At 59.4% G+C, this 20,995-nt stretch carries 24 protein-coding genes; 13 read left to right on the top strand and 11 right to left on the bottom strand.

Annotation, left to right across the window (positions count from 1 at the left end; genetic code table 11):
• Positions 1-20: 20 nt before the first annotated feature.
• Together AB4O12_RS11310 and aat are read right to left on the bottom strand one after the other, a co-directional pair.
• Positions 21-728: an arginyltransferase gene (locus AB4O12_RS11310; protein WP_041477071.1), complete on the bottom strand. Its 708-nt coding sequence runs from the start codon at positions 726-728 to the stop codon at positions 21-23.
• Between the two features lie 57 nt (positions 729-785).
• Positions 786-1,466 (bottom strand): leucyl/phenylalanyl-tRNA--protein transferase, encoded by a 681-nt coding sequence (aat, locus tag AB4O12_RS11305; RefSeq protein ID WP_095182060.1) that lies wholly within the window; start codon positions 1,464-1,466, stop codon positions 786-788.
• Between the two features lie 521 nt (positions 1,467-1,987).
• On the opposite strand from aat, the gene ftsK reads away from it, so the two are divergent.
• The 6 genes from ftsK to cysG all read left to right on the top strand — a co-directional run bounded on the left by ftsK (position 1,988) and on the right by cysG (position 9,661).
• The gene (ftsK, locus tag AB4O12_RS11300) at positions 1,988-4,396 is read left to right on the top strand and encodes a DNA translocase FtsK (RefSeq protein ID WP_041477069.1); all 2,409 of its coding nucleotides are present in this window, start codon (positions 1,988-1,990) and stop codon (positions 4,394-4,396) included.
• 67 nt (positions 4,397-4,463) lie between these two features.
• Positions 4,464-5,084, top strand: coding sequence for an outer membrane lipoprotein chaperone LolA (lolA, locus tag AB4O12_RS11295; protein WP_056788905.1), 621 nt, complete (start codon positions 4,464-4,466; stop codon positions 5,082-5,084).
• A gap of 195 nt (positions 5,085-5,279) precedes the next feature.
• Positions 5,280-6,602, top strand: a complete 1,323-nt coding sequence (locus AB4O12_RS11290) for a replication-associated recombination protein A (RefSeq protein WP_051600478.1) — start codon at positions 5,280-5,282, stop codon at positions 6,600-6,602.
• Positions 6,602-6,976: a fluoride efflux transporter CrcB gene (gene crcB / locus AB4O12_RS11285; RefSeq protein WP_252884463.1), complete on the top strand. Its 375-nt coding sequence runs from the start codon at positions 6,602-6,604 to the stop codon at positions 6,974-6,976. The genes AB4O12_RS11290 and crcB overlap by 1 nt, the downstream gene beginning before the upstream one ends.
• A 15-nt stretch (positions 6,977-6,991) precedes the next feature.
• Positions 6,992-8,272: a serine--tRNA ligase gene (gene serS, locus AB4O12_RS11280; protein WP_056788907.1), complete on the top strand. Its 1,281-nt coding sequence runs from the start codon at positions 6,992-6,994 to the stop codon at positions 8,270-8,272.
• Positions 8,273-9,661 carry a siroheme synthase CysG gene (gene cysG, locus AB4O12_RS11275; protein WP_460061954.1) on the top strand — a complete coding sequence of 463 codons (1,389 nt, stop codon included), beginning with the start codon at positions 8,273-8,275 and terminating at the stop codon, positions 9,659-9,661.
• A gap of 132 nt (positions 9,662-9,793) precedes the next feature.
• On the opposite strand, the gene AB4O12_RS11270 is transcribed toward cysG, so the two are convergent.
• The 7 genes from AB4O12_RS11270 to AB4O12_RS11240 form a co-directional block, all read right to left on the bottom strand.
• Positions 9,794-10,795: a glutathione S-transferase family protein gene (locus AB4O12_RS11270; protein ID WP_073471294.1), complete on the bottom strand. Its 1,002-nt coding sequence runs from the start codon at positions 10,793-10,795 to the stop codon at positions 9,794-9,796.
• Positions 10,796-10,886: 91 nt separating this feature from the next.
• A complete protein-coding gene (locus AB4O12_RS11265; protein WP_460061952.1) occupies positions 10,887-11,888 on the bottom strand; it encodes a glycosyl transferase family protein in 1,002 nt (333 codons plus the stop codon).
• Positions 11,885-12,220, bottom strand: a complete 336-nt coding sequence (locus AB4O12_RS11260; protein ID WP_016770652.1) for a TusE/DsrC/DsvC family sulfur relay protein — start codon at positions 12,218-12,220, stop codon at positions 11,885-11,887. The genes AB4O12_RS11265 and AB4O12_RS11260 overlap by 4 nt, the downstream gene beginning before the upstream one ends.
• On the bottom strand, positions 12,217-12,510 hold the full coding sequence (tusB, locus tag AB4O12_RS11255; protein ID WP_041477059.1) for a sulfurtransferase complex subunit TusB: 294 nt from the start codon (positions 12,508-12,510) through the stop codon (positions 12,217-12,219). Before tusB ends, AB4O12_RS11260 begins: the two co-directional genes overlap by 4 nt.
• Positions 12,510-12,866 carry a sulfurtransferase complex subunit TusC gene (gene tusC / locus AB4O12_RS11250; protein WP_095182056.1) on the bottom strand — a complete coding sequence of 119 codons (357 nt, stop codon included), beginning with the start codon at positions 12,864-12,866 and terminating at the stop codon, positions 12,510-12,512. Before tusC ends, tusB begins: the two co-directional genes overlap by 1 nt.
• 2 nt (positions 12,867-12,868) lie before the next feature.
• Positions 12,869-13,261, bottom strand: coding sequence for a sulfurtransferase complex subunit TusD (gene tusD, locus AB4O12_RS11245; RefSeq protein ID WP_150741136.1), 393 nt, complete (start codon positions 13,259-13,261; stop codon positions 12,869-12,871).
• 165 nt (positions 13,262-13,426) lie between these two features.
• A complete protein-coding gene (locus tag AB4O12_RS11240; RefSeq protein ID WP_041477057.1) occupies positions 13,427-13,756 on the bottom strand; it encodes a DUF6388 family protein in 330 nt (109 codons plus the stop codon).
• Between the two features lie 133 nt (positions 13,757-13,889).
• On the opposite strand from AB4O12_RS11240, the gene AB4O12_RS11235 reads away from it, so the two are divergent.
• Positions 13,890-14,240, top strand: a complete 351-nt coding sequence (locus AB4O12_RS11235; RefSeq protein ID WP_150634948.1) for a hypothetical protein — start codon at positions 13,890-13,892, stop codon at positions 14,238-14,240.
• Positions 14,241-14,342: 102 nt separating this feature from the next.
• On the opposite strand, the gene AB4O12_RS11230 is transcribed toward AB4O12_RS11235, so the two are convergent.
• A complete protein-coding gene (locus AB4O12_RS11230; RefSeq protein WP_252882278.1) occupies positions 14,343-14,768 on the bottom strand; it encodes a GNAT family N-acetyltransferase in 426 nt (141 codons plus the stop codon).
• A 152-nt stretch (positions 14,769-14,920) separates the two neighbouring features.
• On the opposite strand from AB4O12_RS11230, the gene AB4O12_RS11225 reads away from it, so the two are divergent.
• The 6 genes from AB4O12_RS11225 (at position 14,921) to AB4O12_RS11200 (ending at position 20,565) form a co-directional block, all read left to right on the top strand.
• Positions 14,921-15,361 (top strand): hemerythrin domain-containing protein, encoded by a 441-nt coding sequence (locus tag AB4O12_RS11225; RefSeq protein ID WP_016775257.1) that lies wholly within the window; start codon positions 14,921-14,923, stop codon positions 15,359-15,361.
• Between the two features lie 207 nt (positions 15,362-15,568).
• On the top strand, positions 15,569-16,204 hold the full coding sequence (locus AB4O12_RS11220) for a lytic polysaccharide monooxygenase auxiliary activity family 9 protein (RefSeq protein WP_095182054.1): 636 nt from the start codon (positions 15,569-15,571) through the stop codon (positions 16,202-16,204).
• A 98-nt stretch (positions 16,205-16,302) separates the two neighbouring features.
• Positions 16,303-16,890: an NUDIX domain-containing protein gene (locus tag AB4O12_RS11215; RefSeq protein ID WP_056788927.1), complete on the top strand. Its 588-nt coding sequence runs from the start codon at positions 16,303-16,305 to the stop codon at positions 16,888-16,890.
• A 148-nt stretch (positions 16,891-17,038) separates the two neighbouring features.
• Entirely contained in the window at positions 17,039-18,766 is a 1,728-nt protein-coding gene (gene ggt / locus AB4O12_RS11210) for a gamma-glutamyltransferase (protein WP_460061943.1), read from the top strand.
• Positions 18,767-18,830: 64 nt separating this feature from the next.
• A complete protein-coding gene (locus AB4O12_RS11205) occupies positions 18,831-19,364 on the top strand; it encodes a cysteine hydrolase family protein (RefSeq protein WP_460061940.1) in 534 nt (177 codons plus the stop codon).
• Between the two features lie 184 nt (positions 19,365-19,548).
• Positions 19,549-20,565: a lysozyme inhibitor LprI family protein gene (locus tag AB4O12_RS11200; RefSeq protein WP_460061937.1), complete on the top strand. Its 1,017-nt coding sequence runs from the start codon at positions 19,549-19,551 to the stop codon at positions 20,563-20,565.
• Here the strand turns inward: AB4O12_RS11200 and AB4O12_RS11195 are convergent.
• Positions 20,532-20,876, bottom strand: a complete 345-nt coding sequence (locus tag AB4O12_RS11195; protein ID WP_252878503.1) for a DUF7693 family protein — start codon at positions 20,874-20,876, stop codon at positions 20,532-20,534. The genes AB4O12_RS11200 and AB4O12_RS11195 overlap by 34 nt on opposite strands.
• Between the last annotated feature and the right edge of the window lie 119 nt (positions 20,877-20,995).

The following is a 20,995-nucleotide window of genomic DNA, read 5'->3' as shown; positions in this document are numbered from 1 at the left end:
AAGGGGTTTAGGCCGCAGGTTCAGTTCAGGATGACCCAGCGCTGATTGATCAGCAATTCGATGGGCCGATATTGCGTCTTGTAGTTCATCTTTTTGCAGTTCTTGATCCAGTAACCCAGGTACACGGCCTCAAGGCCCAGACGCTGGCTCTCGGCGATTTGCCAGAGGATTGCGTAACGGCCGAGGCTGCGGCGTTCTTCGTTCGGTTCGTAGAAGGTGTACACCGCTGACAAACCGTTGGGCAGCAGATCGGTCACCGCCACCGCGAGCAACCGTCCGTCGAGTCGAAACTCGTAGAAGCGCGAGAAGGGCAGGTCACGCACCAGGAACGTCGAGAACTGATCGCGGCTTGGCGGGTACATGTCGCCGTCGGCATGGCGCTGTTCTATGTAGCGCTGGTACAGGTCGAAATATTCTTCGCTGAAGTGCGGTTTGACCGGCTGCACCTGCAAATCCGCGTTGCGTTTGTAGATGCGCTTTTGCTGGCGATTAGTGATGAATTGTGCGGAGGGAATGCGCGCAGGCACGCACGCATTGCAATTCTGGCAATGCGGCCGGTACAAATGATCGCCGCTGCGACGAAAGCCCATTTCCGACAGGTCTGCGTAGACATGCACATCCATGGGCTGACTCGGGTCGAGAAACAGCGTCGTGGCCTGCTCCTCGGGCAGATAACTGCAAGAGTGGGGCTGAGTGGCATAAAACTTCAAACGCGCCAACTCGGTCATGAATCAACCCTCGGGATAAGCTGGTGGATTAAGTGTAAGCCACCTGCGCAAAGTCGCTCAGCAAACCCAGGTCGCTGAATTCGGTTGATCTAGATGGCGCCGCAGATAGTCGGCGAATTCGCCGCGCGGAATCGACCGCGCACCGAGGCTGTGCAGGTGATCGGTCGGCATCTGGCAGTCGATCAGCACAAATCCGGCGGCTTTCAAATGCTGGACCAGCGTGGCAAAGCCATATTTGGACGCGTTGTCAGCGCGGCTGAACATCGACTCGCCAAAAAACAGTTGGCCCATCGCCAGGCCGTACAGGCCGCCGACCAGCTGTCCCTCGTCCCAGACCTCAACCGAATGCGCGAAACCGCGCCGATGCAATTCTACGTAAGCATCCTGCATGGCCTCGGTGATCCAGGTGCCGTCGGCGTAATCACGCGGTGCAGCGCAGGCGCGGATGACGGCGTCGAAATCCTGATCGAAGGTCACTTGATAGCGTTGCTTGCGCAGCAGCTTGCCGAGACTGCGCGAGACGTGCAGTTCGTCGGGAAACAGCACGGTGCGAGGGTCTGGCGACCACCAGAGAATCGGCTGGCCCTCGGAGAACCAGGGGAAGCAGCCATGGCGATAGGCCTGGATCAGTCGATCGGCGGAAAGATCGCCGCCGGCGGCGAGCAATCCGTTCGGCTCGCGCATGGCTTTTTCCAGTGGCGGAAAGGTCAGGGAGTTACGTTGTAACCAAGTCAGCATGGCATCCAGGCTTGCAGAAGGGGAGGGCAGTCAGGGGCGTGCAGGCCCCGCGAAAGAGTTTGCCGCGAAACGGCGCCGCTGTCCTGCACAGATGTCTGCTGCAGTGAGCATTGAGCTGCAACTTGATGTGTCGCCCGTGGTCGTAAGCGTCACCGTACCGATGCTGTCGAGCATTCCTGTGAGCCTGATCCGGCCAGGTTCGCTACGTTCATCAAATACAGCTCATAAGCCTTTGTCACAAAAGACAATGCATGCTCCAATTGCAACGCAGTGCATGTACGTTTGGCTATGCTCAAGGCTGGGGTCTCAAACATGGCATCGGACGCACAAACCCGTACAATGCCGGGTTGTGACAGGCTATACGCTGCGCACAGTGTTTATGGCTGTGTTTATAAAACCAGTGGCACAGTGTTAAAAGTAGTCCCAGTTGAGCTTTTCACCTTTTTTACCTGCCTGGATTGGGCAGTTTTTTATCGTCATTCAATAGATGGACGCGCCTCGGGCGCAGGAAAAGAAGCGTTTTGAAGAAGACCACCGAAGCACCCAAAACAGTCGTTCCGCTCTGGCGCCAGCAACTGCACTACCGGCTCAAGGAAGGTGCATTGATCGCCATTGGCGCTTTGTGCCTGTTCCTGATGATGGCTTTGCTGACCTACGGCAAGGACGATCCGGGGTGGAGCCATAACAGCAAGATCGACGATGTGCAGAACTTCGGCGGCCCGGCCGGCTCGTACAGCGCCGATATCCTGTTCATGGTGCTCGGTTACTTCGCCTATATCTTTCCGTTGCTGCTGGCGGTCAAGGCGTACCAGATCTTCCGTCAACGCCACGAACCATGGCAGTGGAGCGGCTGGCTGTTTTCCTGGCGTCTGATCGGCCTGGTATTCCTCGTGCTCTCCGGTGCTGCGCTGGCGCACATTCATTTCCATGCCGCGACCGGTCTGCCGGCCGGTGCTGGCGGTGCCTTGGGCGAAAGCCTTGGCGATCTGGCGAAGAATGCGCTGAACATCCAGGGCAGCACGCTGTTGTTCATCGCTCTGTTCCTGTTCGGCCTGACCGTATTCACCGACCTGTCGTGGTTCAAGGTGATGGACGTCACCGGCAAGATCACCCTCGATCTGTTCGAGCTGTTCCAGGGCGCGCTCAACCGCTGGTGGTCGGCGCGCACTGAACGCAAGCAACTGGTTGCGCAACTGCGTGAGGTTGATGACCGCGTCCACGATGTGGTCGCACCGACTGTCACCGACAAACGCGAACAGGCCAAGGTCAAGGAACGCCTGATCGAGCGTGAGCAAGCGTTGAGCAAGCACATGTCCGACCGCGAGAAGCAGGTGCCACCGGTGATCGCGCCGGCACCGGCCAAGGCGCCGGAGCCGAGCAAGCGCGTGCAGAAAGAGAAGCAGGCGCCGTTGTTCGTCGACAGCGCGGTCGAAGGCACCTTGCCGCCGATCTCGATTCTTGATCCTGCGGAAAAGAAACAGCTCAACTATTCGCCTGAGTCCTTGGCAGCAGTCGGCCACTTGCTGGAAATCAAGCTCAAGGAATTCGGCGTCGAAGTCACCGTTGATTCGATCCATCCGGGTCCAGTGATTACCCGATACGAAATCCAGCCTGCCGCCGGGGTAAAAGTCAGCCGCATCGCCAACCTGGCCAAAGACCTGGCGCGTTCGCTGGCGGTGACCAGTGTGCGGGTGGTCGAGGTGATTCCGGGCAAGACCACTGTCGGTATCGAGATTCCCAACGAAGACCGCCAGATCGTACGTTTCTCCGAGGTGCTGTCGACCCCCGAGTACGACAACTTCAAATCCCCGGTCACCCTGGCGCTCGGTCACGATATCGGCGGCAAGCCGGTCATCACCGACCTGGCGAAGATGCCGCACCTGCTGGTGGCCGGTACCACCGGTTCCGGTAAGTCCGTGGGCGTGAACGCGATGATCCTGTCGATCCTGTTCAAGTCCGGGCCTGACGACGCCAAGCTGATCATGATCGACCCGAAAATGCTTGAGCTGTCGATCTACGAAGGCATTCCGCACCTGCTCTGCCCGGTTGTGACCGACATGAAGGACGCTGCCAACGCCTTGCGCTGGAGCGTTGCCGAGATGGAGCGTCGCTACAAGCTGATGGCGAAAATGGGCGTGCGTAACCTGTCCGGCTTCAACGCCAAGGTCAAGGAAGCCCAGGATGCCGGCGAGCCGTTGAGCGATCCGCTGTACAAGCGCGAAAGCATTCATGACGAGGCGCCGCTGCTGCAGAAACTGCCGACGATCGTCGTAGTGGTGGACGAATTCGCCGACATGATGATGATCGTCGGCAAGAAGGTTGAAGAACTGATCGCGCGTATTGCGCAAAAGGCGCGTGCGGCGGGGATTCACTTGATTCTTGCGACCCAGCGCCCGTCGGTGGACGTGATCACTGGTCTGATCAAAGCCAACATCCCGACACGTATGGCGTTTCAGGTATCGAGCAAGATCGATTCGCGAACCATCATCGACCAGGGTGGCGCCGAGCAACTGCTCGGTCACGGTGACATGCTCTACATGCCGCCCGGCACCAGTTTGCCGATCCGGGTTCACGGCGCGTTCGTCTCCGACGATGAGGTTCACCGCGTGGTCGAGGCCTGGAAATTGCGCGGTGCGCCTGAGTACAACGACGACATTCTCAACGGTGTCGAAGAGGCGGGCAGCGGCTTTGAAGGCAGCAGCGGTGGTGGCGACGGTGATGATCCGGAAGCCGACGCGCTGTATGACGAAGCGGTGCAGTTCGTCCTCGAAAGTCGTCGTGCGTCGATTTCCGCTGTGCAGCGCAAGCTGAAGATCGGCTACAACCGCGCCGCGCGTATGATCGAGGCGATGGAAATGGCCGGCGTCGTTACCTCAATGAACACCAACGGTTCGCGTGAAGTCCTGGCCCCTGGCCCGGTACGCGACTGAAACGCAACGACTCGAGTGGCGCAATGACGCGCCACTCGCTCTCCCACGAGTATTCAAGAGGACTCTCATGCGCCTTATCCGCATGCTGTTGCCAGTACTGGCGCTGACCACACTCACGGCCCACGCCGATGAAAAGGACGTGGCGCGTCTGACCCAATTGCTCGAAACATCGAAAACCCTGTCGGCAAACTTTTCGCAGTTGACCCTCGATGGCAGCGGCACCCAGTTGCAGGAAACCACCGGCAACATGACCCTGCAGCGTCCGGGCCTGTTCTACTGGCACACCAATGCGCCGGCCGAGCAGACCATGGTCTCCGATGGCAAGAAAGTCACCCTGTGGGACCCGGATCTGGAGCAGGCAACCATCAAGAAGCTCGATGAGCGTCTGACCCAGACGCCGGCCTTGCTGTTGTCCGGCGATGTCTCGAAGATCAGCCAGAGCTTCGATATCAGCGCAAAAGAGGCGGGCGGTGTCATCGACTTCACCCTCAAGCCGAAAACCAAGGACACCCTGTTCGACAATCTGCGCCTGTCGTTCCGCAATGGCCTGCTCAATGACATGCAACTGATTGACAGCGTCGGCCAGCGCACCAATATCCTGTTTACCGGGGTCAAGGCCAACGAAGCGGTGCCTGCGTCCAAGTTCAAATTCGACATTCCCAAAGGTGCCGACGTTATCCAGGAATAAACACCGGCCCTTTGTGTCAGGGCCTTTGTGGTGAGGGCCTGTCATTGAGGGGCTATTGTGGCGAGGGGATTTATCCCCGTCCGGCTGCGCAGCAGTCGTCGCTTTTGGGGCCGCTTCGCAGCCCAACGGGGATAAGTCCCCTCACCACAGGTACTTCAGCAGATTTCAGAAAATCAGAGGTTTCAACGCTACGTGATGGATCTGTTTCGCAGTGCACCGATTGCCCAACCCTTGGCCGCCCGTCTGCGTGCGGCCAATCTGGATGAGTACGTCGGTCAGGAACACGTGCTCGCTCGCGGCAAGCCTTTGCGTGAGGCGCTGGAGCAGGGCGCGCTGCATTCGATGATCTTCTGGGGACCGCCGGGCGTGGGCAAGACCACCCTGGCGCGCTTGCTCGCAGAAGTCTCCGATGCGCACTTCGAAACGGTCTCGGCGGTGCTCGCCGGGGTCAAGGAAATCCGTCAGGCCGTTGAAATTGCCAAGCAGCAGGCCGGCCAGTACGGCAAGCGCACGATCCTGTTTGTCGATGAAGTGCACCGCTTCAACAAGTCGCAGCAGGACGCGTTTCTGCCCTACGTTGAAGACGGCACGCTGATCTTCATCGGCGCCACCACCGAAAACCCTTCGTTCGAACTGAACAACGCCTTATTGTCTCGGGCCCGCGTCTACGTGCTGAAAAGCCTCGACGAAGCGGCCTTGCGCAAACTGGTCCACCGCGCACTCACCGAAGAGCGCGGCCTGGGCAAGCGCAACCTGACCCTGAGCGATGAAGGCTTCCAGATGTTGCTGTCGGCCGCGGATGGCGATGGCCGGCGTCTGCTCAATTTGCTGGAAAACGCCTCTGATCTGGCAGAAGACAACAGCGAAATCGGCATCGAGCTGCTGCAAAGTCTGCTCGGCGATACGCGCCGGCGGTTCGACAAGGGCGGTGAAGCGTTCTACGACCAGATCTCGGCGCTGCACAAATCCGTGCGCGGCTCCAATCCCGACGGCGCGCTGTACTGGTTTGCGCGGATGATCGACGGCGGCTGTGATCCGCTGTATCTGGCCCGGCGCGTGGTGCGCATGGCCAGCGAAGACATTGGCAACGCCGACCCGCGTGCGCTGAGCCTGTGCCTGGCGGCATGGGAGGTGCAGGAGCGTCTCGGCAGCCCTGAGGGCGAATTGGCAGTCGCCCAGGCCATTACTTATCTGGCCTGCGCACCGAAAAGCAATGCGGTGTACATGGGCTTCAAAACCGCGCTGCGCGCAGCGGCTGAGAACGGCTCGCTGGAAGTCCCGCTGCACCTGCGCAATGCACCGACCAAGCTGATGAAGCAATTGGGTTACGGCGACGAATACCGCTATGCCCATGATGAACCGGATGCTTATGCTGCCGGTGAAGACTATTTTCCGGAAGAACTCGAGCCGATTCCGTTCTATCAGCCCGTGCCCCGCGGCCTGGAGTTGAAGATCGGCGAAAAACTCAATCACCTCGCTCAACTCGATCGTCTGAGCCCTCGGCAGCGGAGAAAATAGTGGTTCCATTGATACTCGCAGTGTCGGTCGGCGGTGTTGCCGGCACCTTGTTGCGCTTCGCCACGGGTAATTGGGTCAGCGCCAATTGGCCGCGGCACTTCTATACCGCGACGCTGGCCGTTAATATCGTGGGCTGCCTGCTGATTGGCGTGTTGTACGGCCTGTTTCTGATACGCCCGGAGATGCCGATCGAGGTGCGCGCCGGGTTGATGGTCGGCTTCCTCGGGGGGCTGACGACTTTTTCATCCTTTTCACTGGATACGGTGCGCCTGCTGGAAAGCGGGCAAGTGTTGCTGGCCCTGGGCTACGCCGCACTCAGCGTATTCGGCGGGCTGCTCGCGACGTGGGCCGGCCTGTCCCTGACCAAACTTTGATAACGAGAAACCGACATGCTCGATTCCAAACTGTTACGTAGCAACCTTCAGGACGTAGCGGACCGCCTGGCTTCCCGTGGCTTTGCCCTGGACACCGCGCGCATCGAAGCGCTGGAAGAACAGCGCAAGACCGTCCAGACCCGCACCGAAGCACTGCAGGCTGAGCGTAACGCGCGTTCCAAATCCATCGGGCAGGCCAAGCAGCGCGGCGAAGACATCGCGCCGCTGATGGCGGACGTCGAGCGCATGGCAGGCGAGTTGAGCGCTGGCAAGGTTGAGCTGGACGCGATCCAGACCGAACTCGATTCGATCCTGCTCGGTATCCCCAACCTGCCGCACGAATCGGTTCCGGTCGGCAAGGACGAAGACGACAACGTCGAAGTACGCCGTTGGGGCACCCCGACTCAGTTCGATTTCGAAGTGAAAGACCACGTCGCCCTCGGCGAGAAGTTCGGCTGGCTGGACTTCGAAACCGCCGCCAAGCTGTCCGGTGCTCGTTTCGCCTTGCTGCGCGGCCCGATCGCGCGTCTGCATCGCGCACTGGCGCAGTTCATGATCAACCTGCATGTCACCGAACATGGCTACGAAGAGGCTTACACGCCTTATCTGGTTCAGGCTCCGGCGCTGCAAGGTACCGGCCAGCTGCCGAAGTTCGAAGAAGATCTGTTCAAGATTGCCCGCGAAGGCGAAGCTGATCTGTACCTGATTCCAACCGCCGAAGTGTCGCTGACCAACATCGTTGCCGGCGAAATCGTCGATTCGAAGTTGTTGCCGATCAAGTTTGTCGCCCACACCCCATGCTTCCGCAGCGAAGCCGGCGCGTCGGGTCGCGACACGCGTGGCATGATCCGCCAGCACCAGTTCGACAAAGTCGAAATGGTCCAGGTCGTCGAGCCGTCGCAATCGATGGAAGCGCTGGAAAGCCTGACTGCCAACGCCGAAAAGGTTCTGCAACTGCTCGGCCTGCCTTACCGCACCCTGGCGCTGTGCACCGGCGACATGGGCTTCAGCGCCGTCAAGACCTACGACCTCGAAGTGTGGATTCCGAGCCAGGACAAATACCGCGAAATCTCCTCGTGCTCCAACTGCGGTGACTTCCAGGCGCGTCGCATGCAGGCGCGTTTCCGTAACCCGGAAACCGGCAAGCCTGAGCTGGTGCACACCTTGAACGGCTCTGGTCTGGCGGTCGGTCGTACTCTGGTTGCGGTACTGGAAAACTACCAGCAGGCCGACGGTTCGATCCGTGTGCCGGACGTGCTGAAGCCGTACATGGGTGGCCTTGAGGTCATCGGCTAAATGAAATATCTGCCGCTGTTTCACAACCTGCGCGGCAGTCGTGTGTTGGTTGTCGGTGGGGGGGAAATTGCCTTGCGCAAATCCCGCCTGCTGGCCGATGCCGGTGCGCTGCTGCGGGTGGTCGCACCTGAAATCGAAACGCAACTGGCCGAACTGGTCGCTGCCAGCGGCGGTGAATGCCTGTTGCGCGGTTACGCCGAAACGGATCTGGACGGTTGCGGGCTGATCATTGCCGCTACCGACGACGAAACGCTCAACGCGCAAGTCTCCACCGACGCCCACCGCCGTTGCGTGCCGGTCAACGTGGTCGATGCGCCGGCCTTGTGCAGCGTGATCTTCCCGGCGATCGTCGATCGCTCGCCGTTGATCATCGCCGTGTCCAGCGGCGGCGATGCGCCGGTACTGGCGCGCCTGATCCGCGCGAAAATCGAAACCTGGATTCCTTCCACTTACGGTCAGTTGGCTGGATTGGCTGCGCGTTTTCGCAATCAGGTGAAAAACCTGTTTCCGGATGTTCAGCAGCGTCGCGGCTTCTGGGAAGACGTTTTCCAGGGCCCGATTGCCGATCGTCAACTGGCCGGGCAGGGCGCTGAAGCCGAGCGCCTGTTGCAGGCCAAGGTCGATGGCGAGCCCATGGTCACCACTGGCGAGGTTTATCTGGTCGGTGCCGGCCCCGGTGATCCGGATCTGTTGACCTTCCGCGCACTGCGCCTGATGCAGCAAGCCGATGTGGTGCTCTATGACCGCCTGGTGGCACCGGCGATTCTCGAGTTGTGCCGTCGCGATGCCGAGCGGGTGTATGTCGGCAAGCGTCGCTCCGAACACGCCGTGCCGCAGGATCAGATCAACCAGCAACTGGTCGATCTGGCCAAGGCTGGCAAGCGTGTGGTGCGGTTGAAGGGCGGCGATCCGTTTATCTTCGGCCGCGGTGGCGAAGAGATCGAAGAACTGGCGGCCCACGGTATTCCATTCCAGGTGGTGCCAGGCATCACGGCGGCCAGCGGTTGCGCCGCTTATGCGGGGATTCCCCTGACCCACCGTGACCATGCGCAGTCCGTGCGGTTTGTCACTGGCCACTTGAAGGATGGTTCCACCGATCTGCCATGGGCTGACCTGGTGGCTCCGGCGCAGACGCTGGTGTTCTACATGGGCCTGGTGGGCCTGCCGATCATCTGCGAGCAGTTGATCAAGCATGGTCGCGCGGCGGATACCCCGGCGGCGTTGATTCAGCAGGGCACTACAGTCAATCAGCGGGTTTTCACCGGAACGCTGGCGGATCTGCCGCGAATGGTGGCGGAGCATGAAGTGCATGCGCCGACCCTGGTGATCGTCGGCGAAGTAGTGCAACTGCGCGAGAAGCTGGCATGGTTCGAAGGGGCGCAGGTCTAAACACCGCGTCGCCCCAATCGCTGGCAAGCCAGCTCCCACAGGTATTGTGTCAAAGCTGCAATCTTCAGCATTACACAAGACTTTGTGGGAGCTGGCTTGCCAGCGATGGCGCCCTTAAGAGCTGCTCGAATTTCAACCCCGGCGCCAAACCCCTTTCCCGATCAACCGCTCGCGATCATGCGCCACGCTGAAATCCTGCTGCGGCCCCTTCGGCACCACGCCGGTCGGGTTGATGGTCTTGTGGCTGCCATAGTAGTGATGCTTGATGTGCTGAAAATCCACCGTCTCGGCAATCCCCGGCCACTGATACATCTCGCGCAGCCAGTTCGACAGGTTCGGGTAGTCGGCAATCCGCCGCAGGTTGCACTTGAAGTGTCCGTGGTACACCGCGTCGAAACGAATCATCGTGGTGAACAAACGCACATCGGCCTCGGTCAGGTATTCCCCGCTCAGGTAGCGATTGGCACCCAGCAGTTGCTCCAGATGATCCAGTTCGGCGAAGACTTCATCGAATGCCTGTTCGTAGGCCTGCTGCGAAGTGGCGAATCCGGCACGATAGACACCGTTGTTCACCGCCGGGTAGATCCGCTCGTTCAGCGCATCGATCTCGTTGCGTAGCGGCGCCGGGTAGAAGTCCAGATCGTTGCCAGTGATCCCGTCGAAGGCGCTGTTGAACATGCGGATGATTTCCGCCGATTCATTGCTGACGATGCGCTTGAGTTTCTTGTCCCACAACACTGGCACCGTCACGCGCCCGGTGTAGTCAGGCGTTTCAGCGGTGTAGCGCTGATGCATGAAGTCGAAGCCGTCGAGCTTGTCGCCGGTCGAGCCGAGCGCTTTGTCGAAAGTCCAGCCGTTTTCCAGCATCAGCCAGCTGACCACCGACACGTCGATCAGACTTTCCAGGCCTTTCAGTTTGCGCAGAATCAGCGTGCGATGCGCCCAAGGGCAGGCGAGGGAAACGTAGAGGTGATAGCGTCCGGCTTCGGCGGCGAAACCGCCTTCACCGCTGGGGCCTGGCTGACCATCGGCGGTCACCCAGTTGCGGCGTTGCGCTTGTTCGCGCTGGAACGCGCCGTCCTTGCTGCTTTCGTACCACTTGTCCTGCCAGTGGCCGTCGACGAGTAAACCCATGATCAAGACTCCCAAAACCAATATTCGTTGGAGTCGAGTCTATTCCGATGAGTTCGAACAAAAAGCGCAAAGATCGGGCGCTAATAATCGGTTAGATCGATGTGTTGCGCGCCGCCCAATACTGCTCGGCAGTTGCGAAGGCCTGTTCGCGATTCTGACCGAGACCGCGCAGGGCGAGGGCCATGGTCGCAATCAAGGCCATTTGCGGGTAACTGTCGACCACATCGCCACGCCACACGGTTTTCAAGTGGTCGATGTCCAGCGAGGCGGGTTTGACGTGGCGCTGCGCTGACAGCTGCGGCCATTCTTCATCCCAGCTCTGACCGCCGCTGGTGCCATACAGGTGGCTGGTGGCGTCGGGGTTGATCTCGATTTCACCGCCATCGCCCTTGACTACGATTACCGTGTCGCCGAGCAAGCCGCTGGCATCGCGATGCACCGCCTGGTAACCCGGGTGAAAAATGCTTTGCAGGCCGCAGCGTGCGCCCAACGGATTGAGAATCCGCGCCAGCGAGTGGATCGGCGACCGCAGGCCCAAGGTGTTGCGCAGGTCGATCATCTTCTGCAGTTGCGGCGCCCAGTCCCCTAGCGGCATAAAGGCCAGGCCGCCGTTGTCCAGTGCCGTGCCGACCTGCTGCCAATCACGGCACAGGGGAATGTTCAATTCGCCCAGCAGTTGTTCGCTGTACAGACGCCCGGCCGTGTGCGCGCCGCCGCCGTGCATGAAGATCCGCACGCCGTTTTGCGCCAGGCATTTGGCTGCCAGCAGATACCACGGCAGATGGCGTTTTTTGCCGGCGTAGGTCGGCCAATCCAGGTCGACATTCAGCGACGGCGCCTGCAAGCGTGCGCGCAGGGCTTCGGTGAAACCGGCCATTTCCTCGGCACTTTCTTCCTTGTGGCGCAGCAACATCAGGAAGGCACCCAGTTGCGTATCTTCGACCTTGTCATCGAGCACCATGCCCATGGCCTCGCGGGCTTCCTCGCGCGTCAGGTCGCGGGCGCCGCGCTTGCCCTTGCCGAGAATGCGCACGAATTGCGCGAACGGGTGCTCGGCAGGCGTTTCGAGGGTCAATGCTGGAAAGTCGTTCATAGGCAATTCGTCGGTTTGGGCAGGCCCGCCAGTTTCGCGGCGAGTTTGGCAGGGGTGCCTTTGAACAGTCGGTTCAGGTGCAGGCTGTTGCCTTTGTCCGCGCCGAGTTTCAACGCGGTGTACTTGATCAGCGGCCGCGTGGCCGGCGATAGCTGGAATTCGGCGTAGAAGCTGCGCAGCAGCTCGAGGACTTCCCAGTGTTCAGGCGTCAACTCGATGTCTTCGGCGGCGGCGAGGGCGCTGGCGACTTCAGCCGACCAGTCGCTGAGGTCAACGAGAAAGCCGTCCTTGTCCAGTTCGATGGCGCGGGCGCCGACGGTCATTGAATTCATAGCCAGCTGTTGACCTTGGCGTGATGGATCGACAGTTCGACGAACGCCGGGTAGTCGATGGCCTCGGCCCAGTCTGGAATCTCGATCGCACGCGCCTGTGCGTCCTCAATCAATACAAACAGTCTGATTGCTCGCTCTTGAAGGGTTGAGAACGGCACAGTGTCCGGTTGCAGCGCATACACCGCATCGCCGGACAACAATACCGCATCGGCGCTGCCGAGCAGGCGCAGGCAACTGCTCAGACGATCGTCGGCGAACGGGGAATGAGACAACACATGCAAAGTCGACATCAGAGGGTGATCACCTGATCGTAACGGTCAATAAGGGCGGTGATGTGGTCAGCAGCAAGCGGCTGCGCCTCGTCCAGCGACAGGTTGCCAAGACCGCGAGCATTGGCGCTTTCGGCGCAATAGAACAGCTCTTCGACACCAAACATCGGCAGCGCCTGCAGATTGGCGCTGAGGTCTTTCTGCTGCAAGGCCTTGGCGTTCTGCCCGGCGGCCAGTTGCAGCACGCCGTCATCGAGAAACAGCAAACCGATCGGCAGATCAAAGGCGCCACCGGCGAGCACGATATCCAGCGCTTCCCGCGCACCGGGGCCGGACCATGGCGATTGGCGGCTGATGATCAACAGCGATTTGGCCATGTTCAAGCGCCTCCGAAACAGATGAGACGGTCAGCGTCCTGCACGGCATCGTGCAATTGACCCAGACCGGACAATTCCCACGGCGCGCTCAGCGAAATCGCTTCACGCTGGTAACGCTTGGATTCTTCTTCGTTCAACACGCCACGGCGCAGAGCGGCGGCGATGCAGACCACCCCATCCAGTTGCTTTTCGTTGATGAAGGCGCGCCATTGCTTGGGCAAATCCTGTTCATCCTGCGGCGTCACCACTGCATCGGAGGCGTTGAACACGCCGTCCTGATAGAAGAACAGCCGGACAATCTCATGGCCGCCGGCCAGCGCGGCCTGGGCAAACAGCAGGGCACGGCGCGAGGAGGGCGCATGGGCGGCGGAAAACAGCGCGATGGCGAACTTCATGATGGACTCGATCAGCGAAACTGCGGCCATGATAAAGCTTTATCGCTCGTGCCGCGAAACCCGAGTTTTACGCAGATACCTTTGTAGGAGCTGCCGAAGGGTGCGATCTTTTGATCTTGAAGAGCAAAATCAAAAGATCGCAGCCTTCGGCAGCTCCTACATCGATTACGGGGTGATGCCGTAAAGATCGCAATACTCGATCCAGTCCATCCCCGCCATTTCCGCCACTTCCCGATGCACTTCCAGGCGTTGCGCCTGATAGTCCTCCGGTGAATCAGCGGTCAGCTGCAACGTCAGCTCCCAGGCAAACAACCCCTGGCTTTCCGCCTCAGCCTCGAATGCTTCATGCAAGCGTTCTTCGCGGTACTGCGCCTGGGTTTCACCCTTGGCCTGAGCCAACAGCGGGTTGAGATGGTCGAGGGTCTCGCGCAGTTCGGGGCGCGCATCGAGAAACAGTTTCAGGGCGTGTTCATGTCGTTGGTCGCTAGGCGCCATGTAATGTCCTTGTGTGGCTGAAGATCTCAGAGTGCCGCAGCTGCTCACGCGTGTCGCGCATAAAAACAGTAAAGCAGAACGATTTGCCGCGTTGCAGTGCTACAGTTCGCTTTTTTCTCGATGAGCAAATGCAATGCGAATGCTGATGGTAGTGCTGGCGGCGGCCCTGTTGGCCGGGTGCGCCGGTTCGGTGATGAACGATGCTCGCACCCGGAGCCCTGACAAGGTCCTGACCTCGGACAAGCCGGAGAAAGACGTCGCCCGGTGCGTGCAATTCGCCTGGCAGGACGAAGCGGTTTTCGGCGTGGACGCGGCGGCCTATCTGGAGCCGCGCGAGTCTGGCGGCACGACGGTCTACACGCGTTCAGCGGAGTCGTTTGTCGATGTGATCACCGAAGCGTCCGGCACGACCTTGAACTACTACGCGCAGAAGAGTGATTTTGTCGCGATGCGGCGGATGGCGGCGATGGCGACCTGCCTCTGATTGTGTGTCGAGGCGGCTGGCGCTGTCGCGAGCAGGCTCGCTCCCACAGGTTGAATGCTTTCCAGTGTGGGAGCGAGCCTGCTCGCGCAAAGGGCGACACAGTCAGTCGATCAGCCGCTTCTGGAAAAAATGCCGCTTGTGCCCTGGTGGATAGTCTACGATCTCACCGAACTGGCTGAAGCCCAGCTTCTTGTAGAACTCCGGCGCCTGAAAATCGAAGGTGTCGAGCCAGATTCCGTAGCAGTTCCTGTCTTCGGCCAATGCTTCTGCCTGTGCCATTAACCGGGAACCAATCCCCAGTCCGCGACTTTGTTCCGGTACTGACAGCAAATCGATGAACATCCAGCGCAAAGTCACTCGCCCGTACAACCCGCCCAGTATCGCGCCATACTCATCTTTTACCATCAAGGCGAACGGCTCGGTTTTCGATATGCCGGTCTTCGCATCGTTGTATTCAATCAACGGTTGGAGAATGGCCTGACGCTGTTCCTCGGTAGGATTGTCCGTCAACTCGATACGCAAATTCATGCATGACTTCCTTGTGTAATTGAACGCCCAGCCTAACCCGTCCGGGCAAACGCCTCCAAGCCCTTCGATCGAACAAGCGGAACCGTCAAACCAGCGTTGCGGTCTAGGCTTTTATCGCGTCTTTCCCTGAGCGCGATTGATGAGGAAATCCCGTGAATATTTTTGAAGCCCTGCGCGAAAGCCACGAGCGCCAGCGCACCTACGCCAAGGCTCTGATCGCGACCAGCGGCGACAGCCCTGAGCGCGTCGAGGCCTACAAGCAGCTAAAAGCAGAACTGCAAGCGCATGAAACCGCTGAAGAGCGGCACTTCTACATTCCGTTGATGGAAATCGACGAAGGCGTTGACCTGAGCCGCCACGCCATCGCCGAGCACCACGAAATGGACGAAATGATGGAAGAACTCGACGAGACCGAAATGTCCAGTCCGGCGTGGCTGGCCACGGCCAAGAAGCTCTCCGACAAGGTTCATCATCACCTCGAGGAAGAAGAGCACAAGTTCTTCCAAATGGCCGGCAAACTGCTCGACGATAAACAGAAAACGCAACTCGCCGGGCAGTACGAAAAGGAGTATCAGGCGCAACTGTCTGAATGACCAAAGGCGACTCGGCGTGTAGGTGTTCAGCTACACGTTGAGTGCGACGTGTCGACTTGAGCTGGTTATCCATCCAGTGTTTTAGGGTTTTTTACGTCCTGCAAAATCGAATTGCGACAAAAGCGCCAATGGACAAAAAATTCACCTCCGTTAGCTTGAAGGCCTCTCCTCGGGAAGGAGAGTTCTCAAATCAACGGAGTGAACATGATGAATCAGGCAATCCCACAAACCCAACTCAAACACGGTCGTGTCATCTCGCCAGCAAGTCGCGGCGCAGTGGCCATTGACCTCGGCTTGCTCGGCGCTTGGCAAGTCAATGAAATGGAGGGCGGCAAAAACTTTCCGGCCGTGAATGCCGGGCCGTTCCCGCAACCCTTCGAGACCGACTCGGACAGCGTCGCGCCGCCGGCCGATGGCTACATTCTCAGCGGCGGCAAGACCGATGCCCGCGATTGCGTCAATTACACCGACGACGAGATGAGCAAGAAGCTCGGCCGTTCATTCAACTGGCCGCTGCTTAATGTCGATCCGGGGCAGATTCTCGAGGTCAGCTGGGCGTACACCGCGCCGCACACCACCCGTGGTTATCGCTGGCTGATCACCAAAGACGGCTGGGATCCACAGCAACGCATCAGCCGTGCGCAGCTCGAAACCCAGCCGTTCTTCGAAGACTTCTACCCGCAAGTGCCGTATTACAGCCATGCCGGCGAATTGAAGGCCAAGGTTGATCACCAAGTGCAACTGCCGACGAACAAGAAGGGTCATCACGTCATTGTGCTGATGTGGATCGTCGCCAACACCGGCAACGCCTTCTACCAGGCCTTCGACGTCGACTTCCAGTAACAACCCAGGCTGAACGAGCCCGGTAGCGCTGCCGGGCTTTTTTTGTCGGCGCAATTGTCCGACCATGGCAGTCCCCCATGAAAACAGGATCAGACGCGATGTCCAACACAGCCGAACGGGTCAACATCGTCGACACTCAGGTGTTGTCCCACGACTGGTATCTGTTGAAGAAAATCACTTTCGATTACCACCGCAACAACGGCGAATGGCAGCGCCAGACCCGCGAGGTATACGACCGGGGCAACGGCGCGGCGATTCTGCTGTTCAACCGCGAAAAGCGCACGGTGGTGCTGACCCGCCAGTTTCGTTTGCCGGTGTTCGTCAACGGCCACGATGGATTGTTGATCGAGGTGGCGGCGGGGTTGCTGGAAGGTGCCGCGCCGGAGCAACGCATTCGTGACGAAGCCGAGGAGGAAACCGGTTATCGCGTGCATGACGTGAAGAAAGTATTCGAGGCGTATATGAGCCCCGGCTCGGTGACGGAGAAGCTGCACTTTTTTATCGCCGAATACGACGCCGCGTCCAAAGTCAGCGACGGTGGTGGGCTGGAAGAGGAAACCGAAGAACTGGAAGTGCTCGAGTGGCAATTCGCTGAGGCACTGGCAGCGTTTCAACGCGGCGAGATCTGCGATGCCAAGACCATCATGCTGTTGCAGTACGCAGCGATGAATAACCTCTTCGCTTGATTCGGGCAGGAGCTGCCAACGGCTGCGATGGCTCAGCATACTGGCTGAACGGGGAGGCGCAATACGCAAAGCCGGCCATACTGCTTGTTGCTCCTGAAGCGCTGCCCTGCGTTTTGCGCAGTCCCCAAAAACAAAAAGAGATCGACTCATGAAGTACGAACCTTTGGCCAGATCGCTCATTGCGACCTCCCTGGCGCTCAGCTGTCTCATGGCTCACGCGGCATCAGTGGCGCCGGTGGCGGCGGAAAACGGCATGGTGGTCACCGCGCAACATCTGGCGACCCATGTCGGCGTCGATGTGTTGAAAAACGGCGGCAATGCCGTGGATGCGGCAGTGGCCGTGGGCTATGCGCTGGCGGTGGTCTATCCGGCTGCGGGCAATCTTGGCGGTGGCGGGTTCATGACCATTCAACTGGCGGACGGACGCAAGACCTTTCTCGACTTCCGCGAGAAAGCCCCGCTGGCAGCGACCGCCAACATGTATCTGGACAAGGACGGTAACGTCATTCCGGAACTGAGCACGCGCGGCCATCTGGCCGTCGGGGTGCCGGGAACCGTGTCCGGCATGGAGCTGGCGCTGAGCAAATATGGCACCAAACAGCGCAAGGACATGATTGCCCCGGCGATCAAACTGGCCGAAGACGGTTTCGAGCTGCAGCAGGGCGATGTCGAGCTGCTCGAATACGCGACGGATGTGTTCAAGAAGGACATGCGCGATTCCGGCTCGATCTTCCTCAGCAACGGCGAGCCGATGCAGGTCGGGCAGAAACTGGTGCAGAAGGATCTGGCGAAAACCCTGCGGACGATTTCCGAGAAGGGCGCCGACGGCTTCTACAAAGGTTGGGTCGCCGATGCCATTGTCACTTCCAGCCAGGCCAACAAAGGCATCATCAGCCAGGCCGACCTGGACAAATACAAGACTCGCGAACTGGCCCCGGTGGAATGCGATTATCGCGGCTATCACGTAGTCTCGGCGCCACCGCCCAGCTCCGGCGGGGTGGTGATCTGCCAGATCATGAATATCCTCGAAGGCTATCCGATGAAGGACCTGGGCTTCCATTCCGCTCAGGGCATGCACTACCAGATCGAAGCGATGCGCCACGCGTACGTTGATCGCAACAGCTACCTCGGCGATCCGGATTTCGTGAAGAATCCGATCGAGCACCTGCTGGACAAGAACTATGCGACCAAACTGCGCAACGCCATCCAGCCGCAAAAGGCCGGCGTGTCGGCTGAGCTCAAACCCGGTTTAGCGCCGCATGAAGGCAGCAACACCACGCACTATTCGATCGTCGACAAGTGGGGCAATGCCGTTTCGGTCACCTACACCCTTAATGACTGGTTCGGCGCTGGCGTGATGGCGAGCAAGACCGGGGTGATCCTCAACGACGAAATGGACGACTTCACCTCCAAGGTCGGCGTGCCGAACATGTACGGGCTGGTCCAGGGTGAGGCCAATGCCATCGCACCGGGCAAGGCGCCGCTGTCGTCAATGAGTCCGACCATCGTCACCAAGGATGGCAAAGTGGTGATGGTGGTCGGCACGCCGGGTGGTAGCCGGATCATCACCGCGACCTTGCTGACCATGCTCAATGTGATCGATTACGGCATGGGGCTGCAGGAAGCGGTCGACGCGCCGCGCTTCCATCAGCAGTGGATGCCGGAGGAAACCAACCTCGAAGACTTCGCCGCCAGCCCGGATACGAAAAAGCTCCTCGAGAGCTGGGGCCACAAGTTTGCCGGCCCGCAGGATCCCAACCACATCGCCGCGATTCTGGTCGGCGCGCCGTCACTGGACGGCAAACCGGTTGGCAAGAATCGCTTCTACGGCGCCAATGATCCACGGCGTAATACCGGCTTGTCACTGGGTTACTGAGCGGAGTAAAAAGGGGCGGGCTCAGGTCCGCCCCATCTCAAGGACTGATCAAGGAAGGCTCGACATGACCACCGCATTACTGATCATCGACGTCCAGCAAGCGCTGTGTGCTGGTGAATATCAGTGTTTTGAAATCGACCGCGTGATCGCCACGATCAATGATCTCAGCCAACGCGCCCGCACAGCTGGCGTTCCGGTGGTGTTGATTCAGCACGAAGAAAAGGACGGCCCGTTCGTGCATGGCGCGGACGGTTGGCAACTGGCCGAAGGTTTGCTGACTTCGACGAAAGACCTGCGTGTAGGCAAGACTACCGGGGATTCTTTCTACCAGACCGATCTCGGCAAGCTGCTGCCCAGCGAAGACTTCGAACGTCTGATCATCTGCGGTCTGCAGACCGATTATTGCGTCAACGCCACGGTGCGCAGCGCGCATTCACTGGGCTACGACATCGTCGTCGCGCGGGATGCGCATTCGACGGTCGATAACGGCAACATGAGCGCTGAAGACATCATTGCCCAACACAACAAGGACTTCGCCGCCCTGACCAGTTCCGTGGCACGAATCGACGTCAAACCCGCAGCCCAAATCACCTTCTGAACTCACACATAACCCCTGTGGGAGCGAGCCTGCTCGCGAAAGCGCTATGACAGCCAAGATCAAACCGACTGATATACCGCCTTCGCGAGCAGGCTCGCTCCTTGGGTGAGCAGGCTCTACGACAACAGCGATTTACGGCAGCAGCACTGGCATAATCCCCGCCGCCCGAAGAATGGAATCTCTCATGTTCGCTATCTACCTGCGTCACGCCGTGGCGCTGGCCTCTCTCGTCATTGCCTGCACCGCTCACGCCAGCAGTTTCGATTGCACCAGTGCCACCAGCAAAACCGAAAAAGCCATCTGCACTGATCCCTACCTCTCGAGCCTCGACGACAAGCTCGCCACGCAATGGCGGAACACGCTGGGCAAAGTTGCTGATCCCAAAACTCTGAAATCCGACCAACGCCAGTGGCTGAAACACCGCAACGCTTGCGGTGCCCAGAGTGCGTGTCTGCGTCGTGAATATCTGATGCGCCTCAGCGAACTCGGACACGCCGTCCAACCGTTCAGTTGGGACGCCACTTGGCAATTGATCCCGCCCGGCACCTCGACCTCCGCGACCCTTATCACCCAACGTCGTGATGCCACGCATATCGCCATCGATATCTCAGCAGGCGAGGGCGCCAATTCCGGAGACTTGACCGGCGTTGCCATACTCAAGGATGGAACAGCCCTGTACGCCGAGGACGCCTGCAAACTCGCCTTCACGCCCATCAATGGCGTACTGAACGTCACGCAAACCGGTGCGGATTCCGACTGCGGCGGTGGCATGGGCGTGTATTACGCCGGTCGGTATGTCGCCTCCGAACAACCGCTGAAGCTGGATTACGATCTGCTCAGCCTGGGTCTGGCTCGCACACCCGCAGAAGATCAGGTACTGCGTTCGCTGCTCAAGACCGACTACCAGAAACTGGTAGAGACCTCCGGTTCCTTGCAGGTCGGCGAAGACTCAAAAGATGTGGCCGATGCTCAGGTTGTAGAAATGTGGATGCGCGGTCTCGGCGGCATCGGCATTCTGATGAGTGCTGCAGACGCACAGGTCTGGCTGATCTTCAAAAGCTACGATGATCAGGGCCATGAACATCTGCGGTACTACACCAACGTGGCGAAGTGGAAGAAGCGGTTGCCCGATGTGCTGCAGGGCTGGTATGACCGCATGCAAGAAAATCAGTCGTCACTGGTTCTGGAAATGATGCCCTGAGCCACATCTCCATCCGCCTCACACAGCAACCGCTCGATCTGCGCCAGTTCCCATGTGCTGAGCAGACTCACCGGGTCCGTGCCATAACGCTGCCAAGTGTCCAGCGTCGCTTCATCCCCGGCGCAGTTGCGCGCGTATTCACAGTGATGCAAATGTCCGTCGGCGAAGTCCAACAGCAGATGCCAGCCCTCGATGTAAACGGCAATCAGCCCGGACTGGGACATTACCTCGCAGACTTCGAACGCAAGCACGCCCAGCGCAGCTTCGCGCAGACGCTGACACACATCCCGGGCGGACAAAAACGCTGACATGCTGCGACTCGATTCGATGGACAAGCCTGCAAGGATAAGGCCCGCGCCACTCCATGTCAGCGTTTCACTGGCCCGAGGCCGAACAATTCCGTAACATTCGCCTCCCTCTTTTTTCGCGA

Source organism: Pseudomonas sp. S2_A05 (assembly GCF_054668485.1).
Note: the sequence above shows the minus strand (reverse complement) of the source record. Positions and strands in the feature narration are given on the sequence as shown.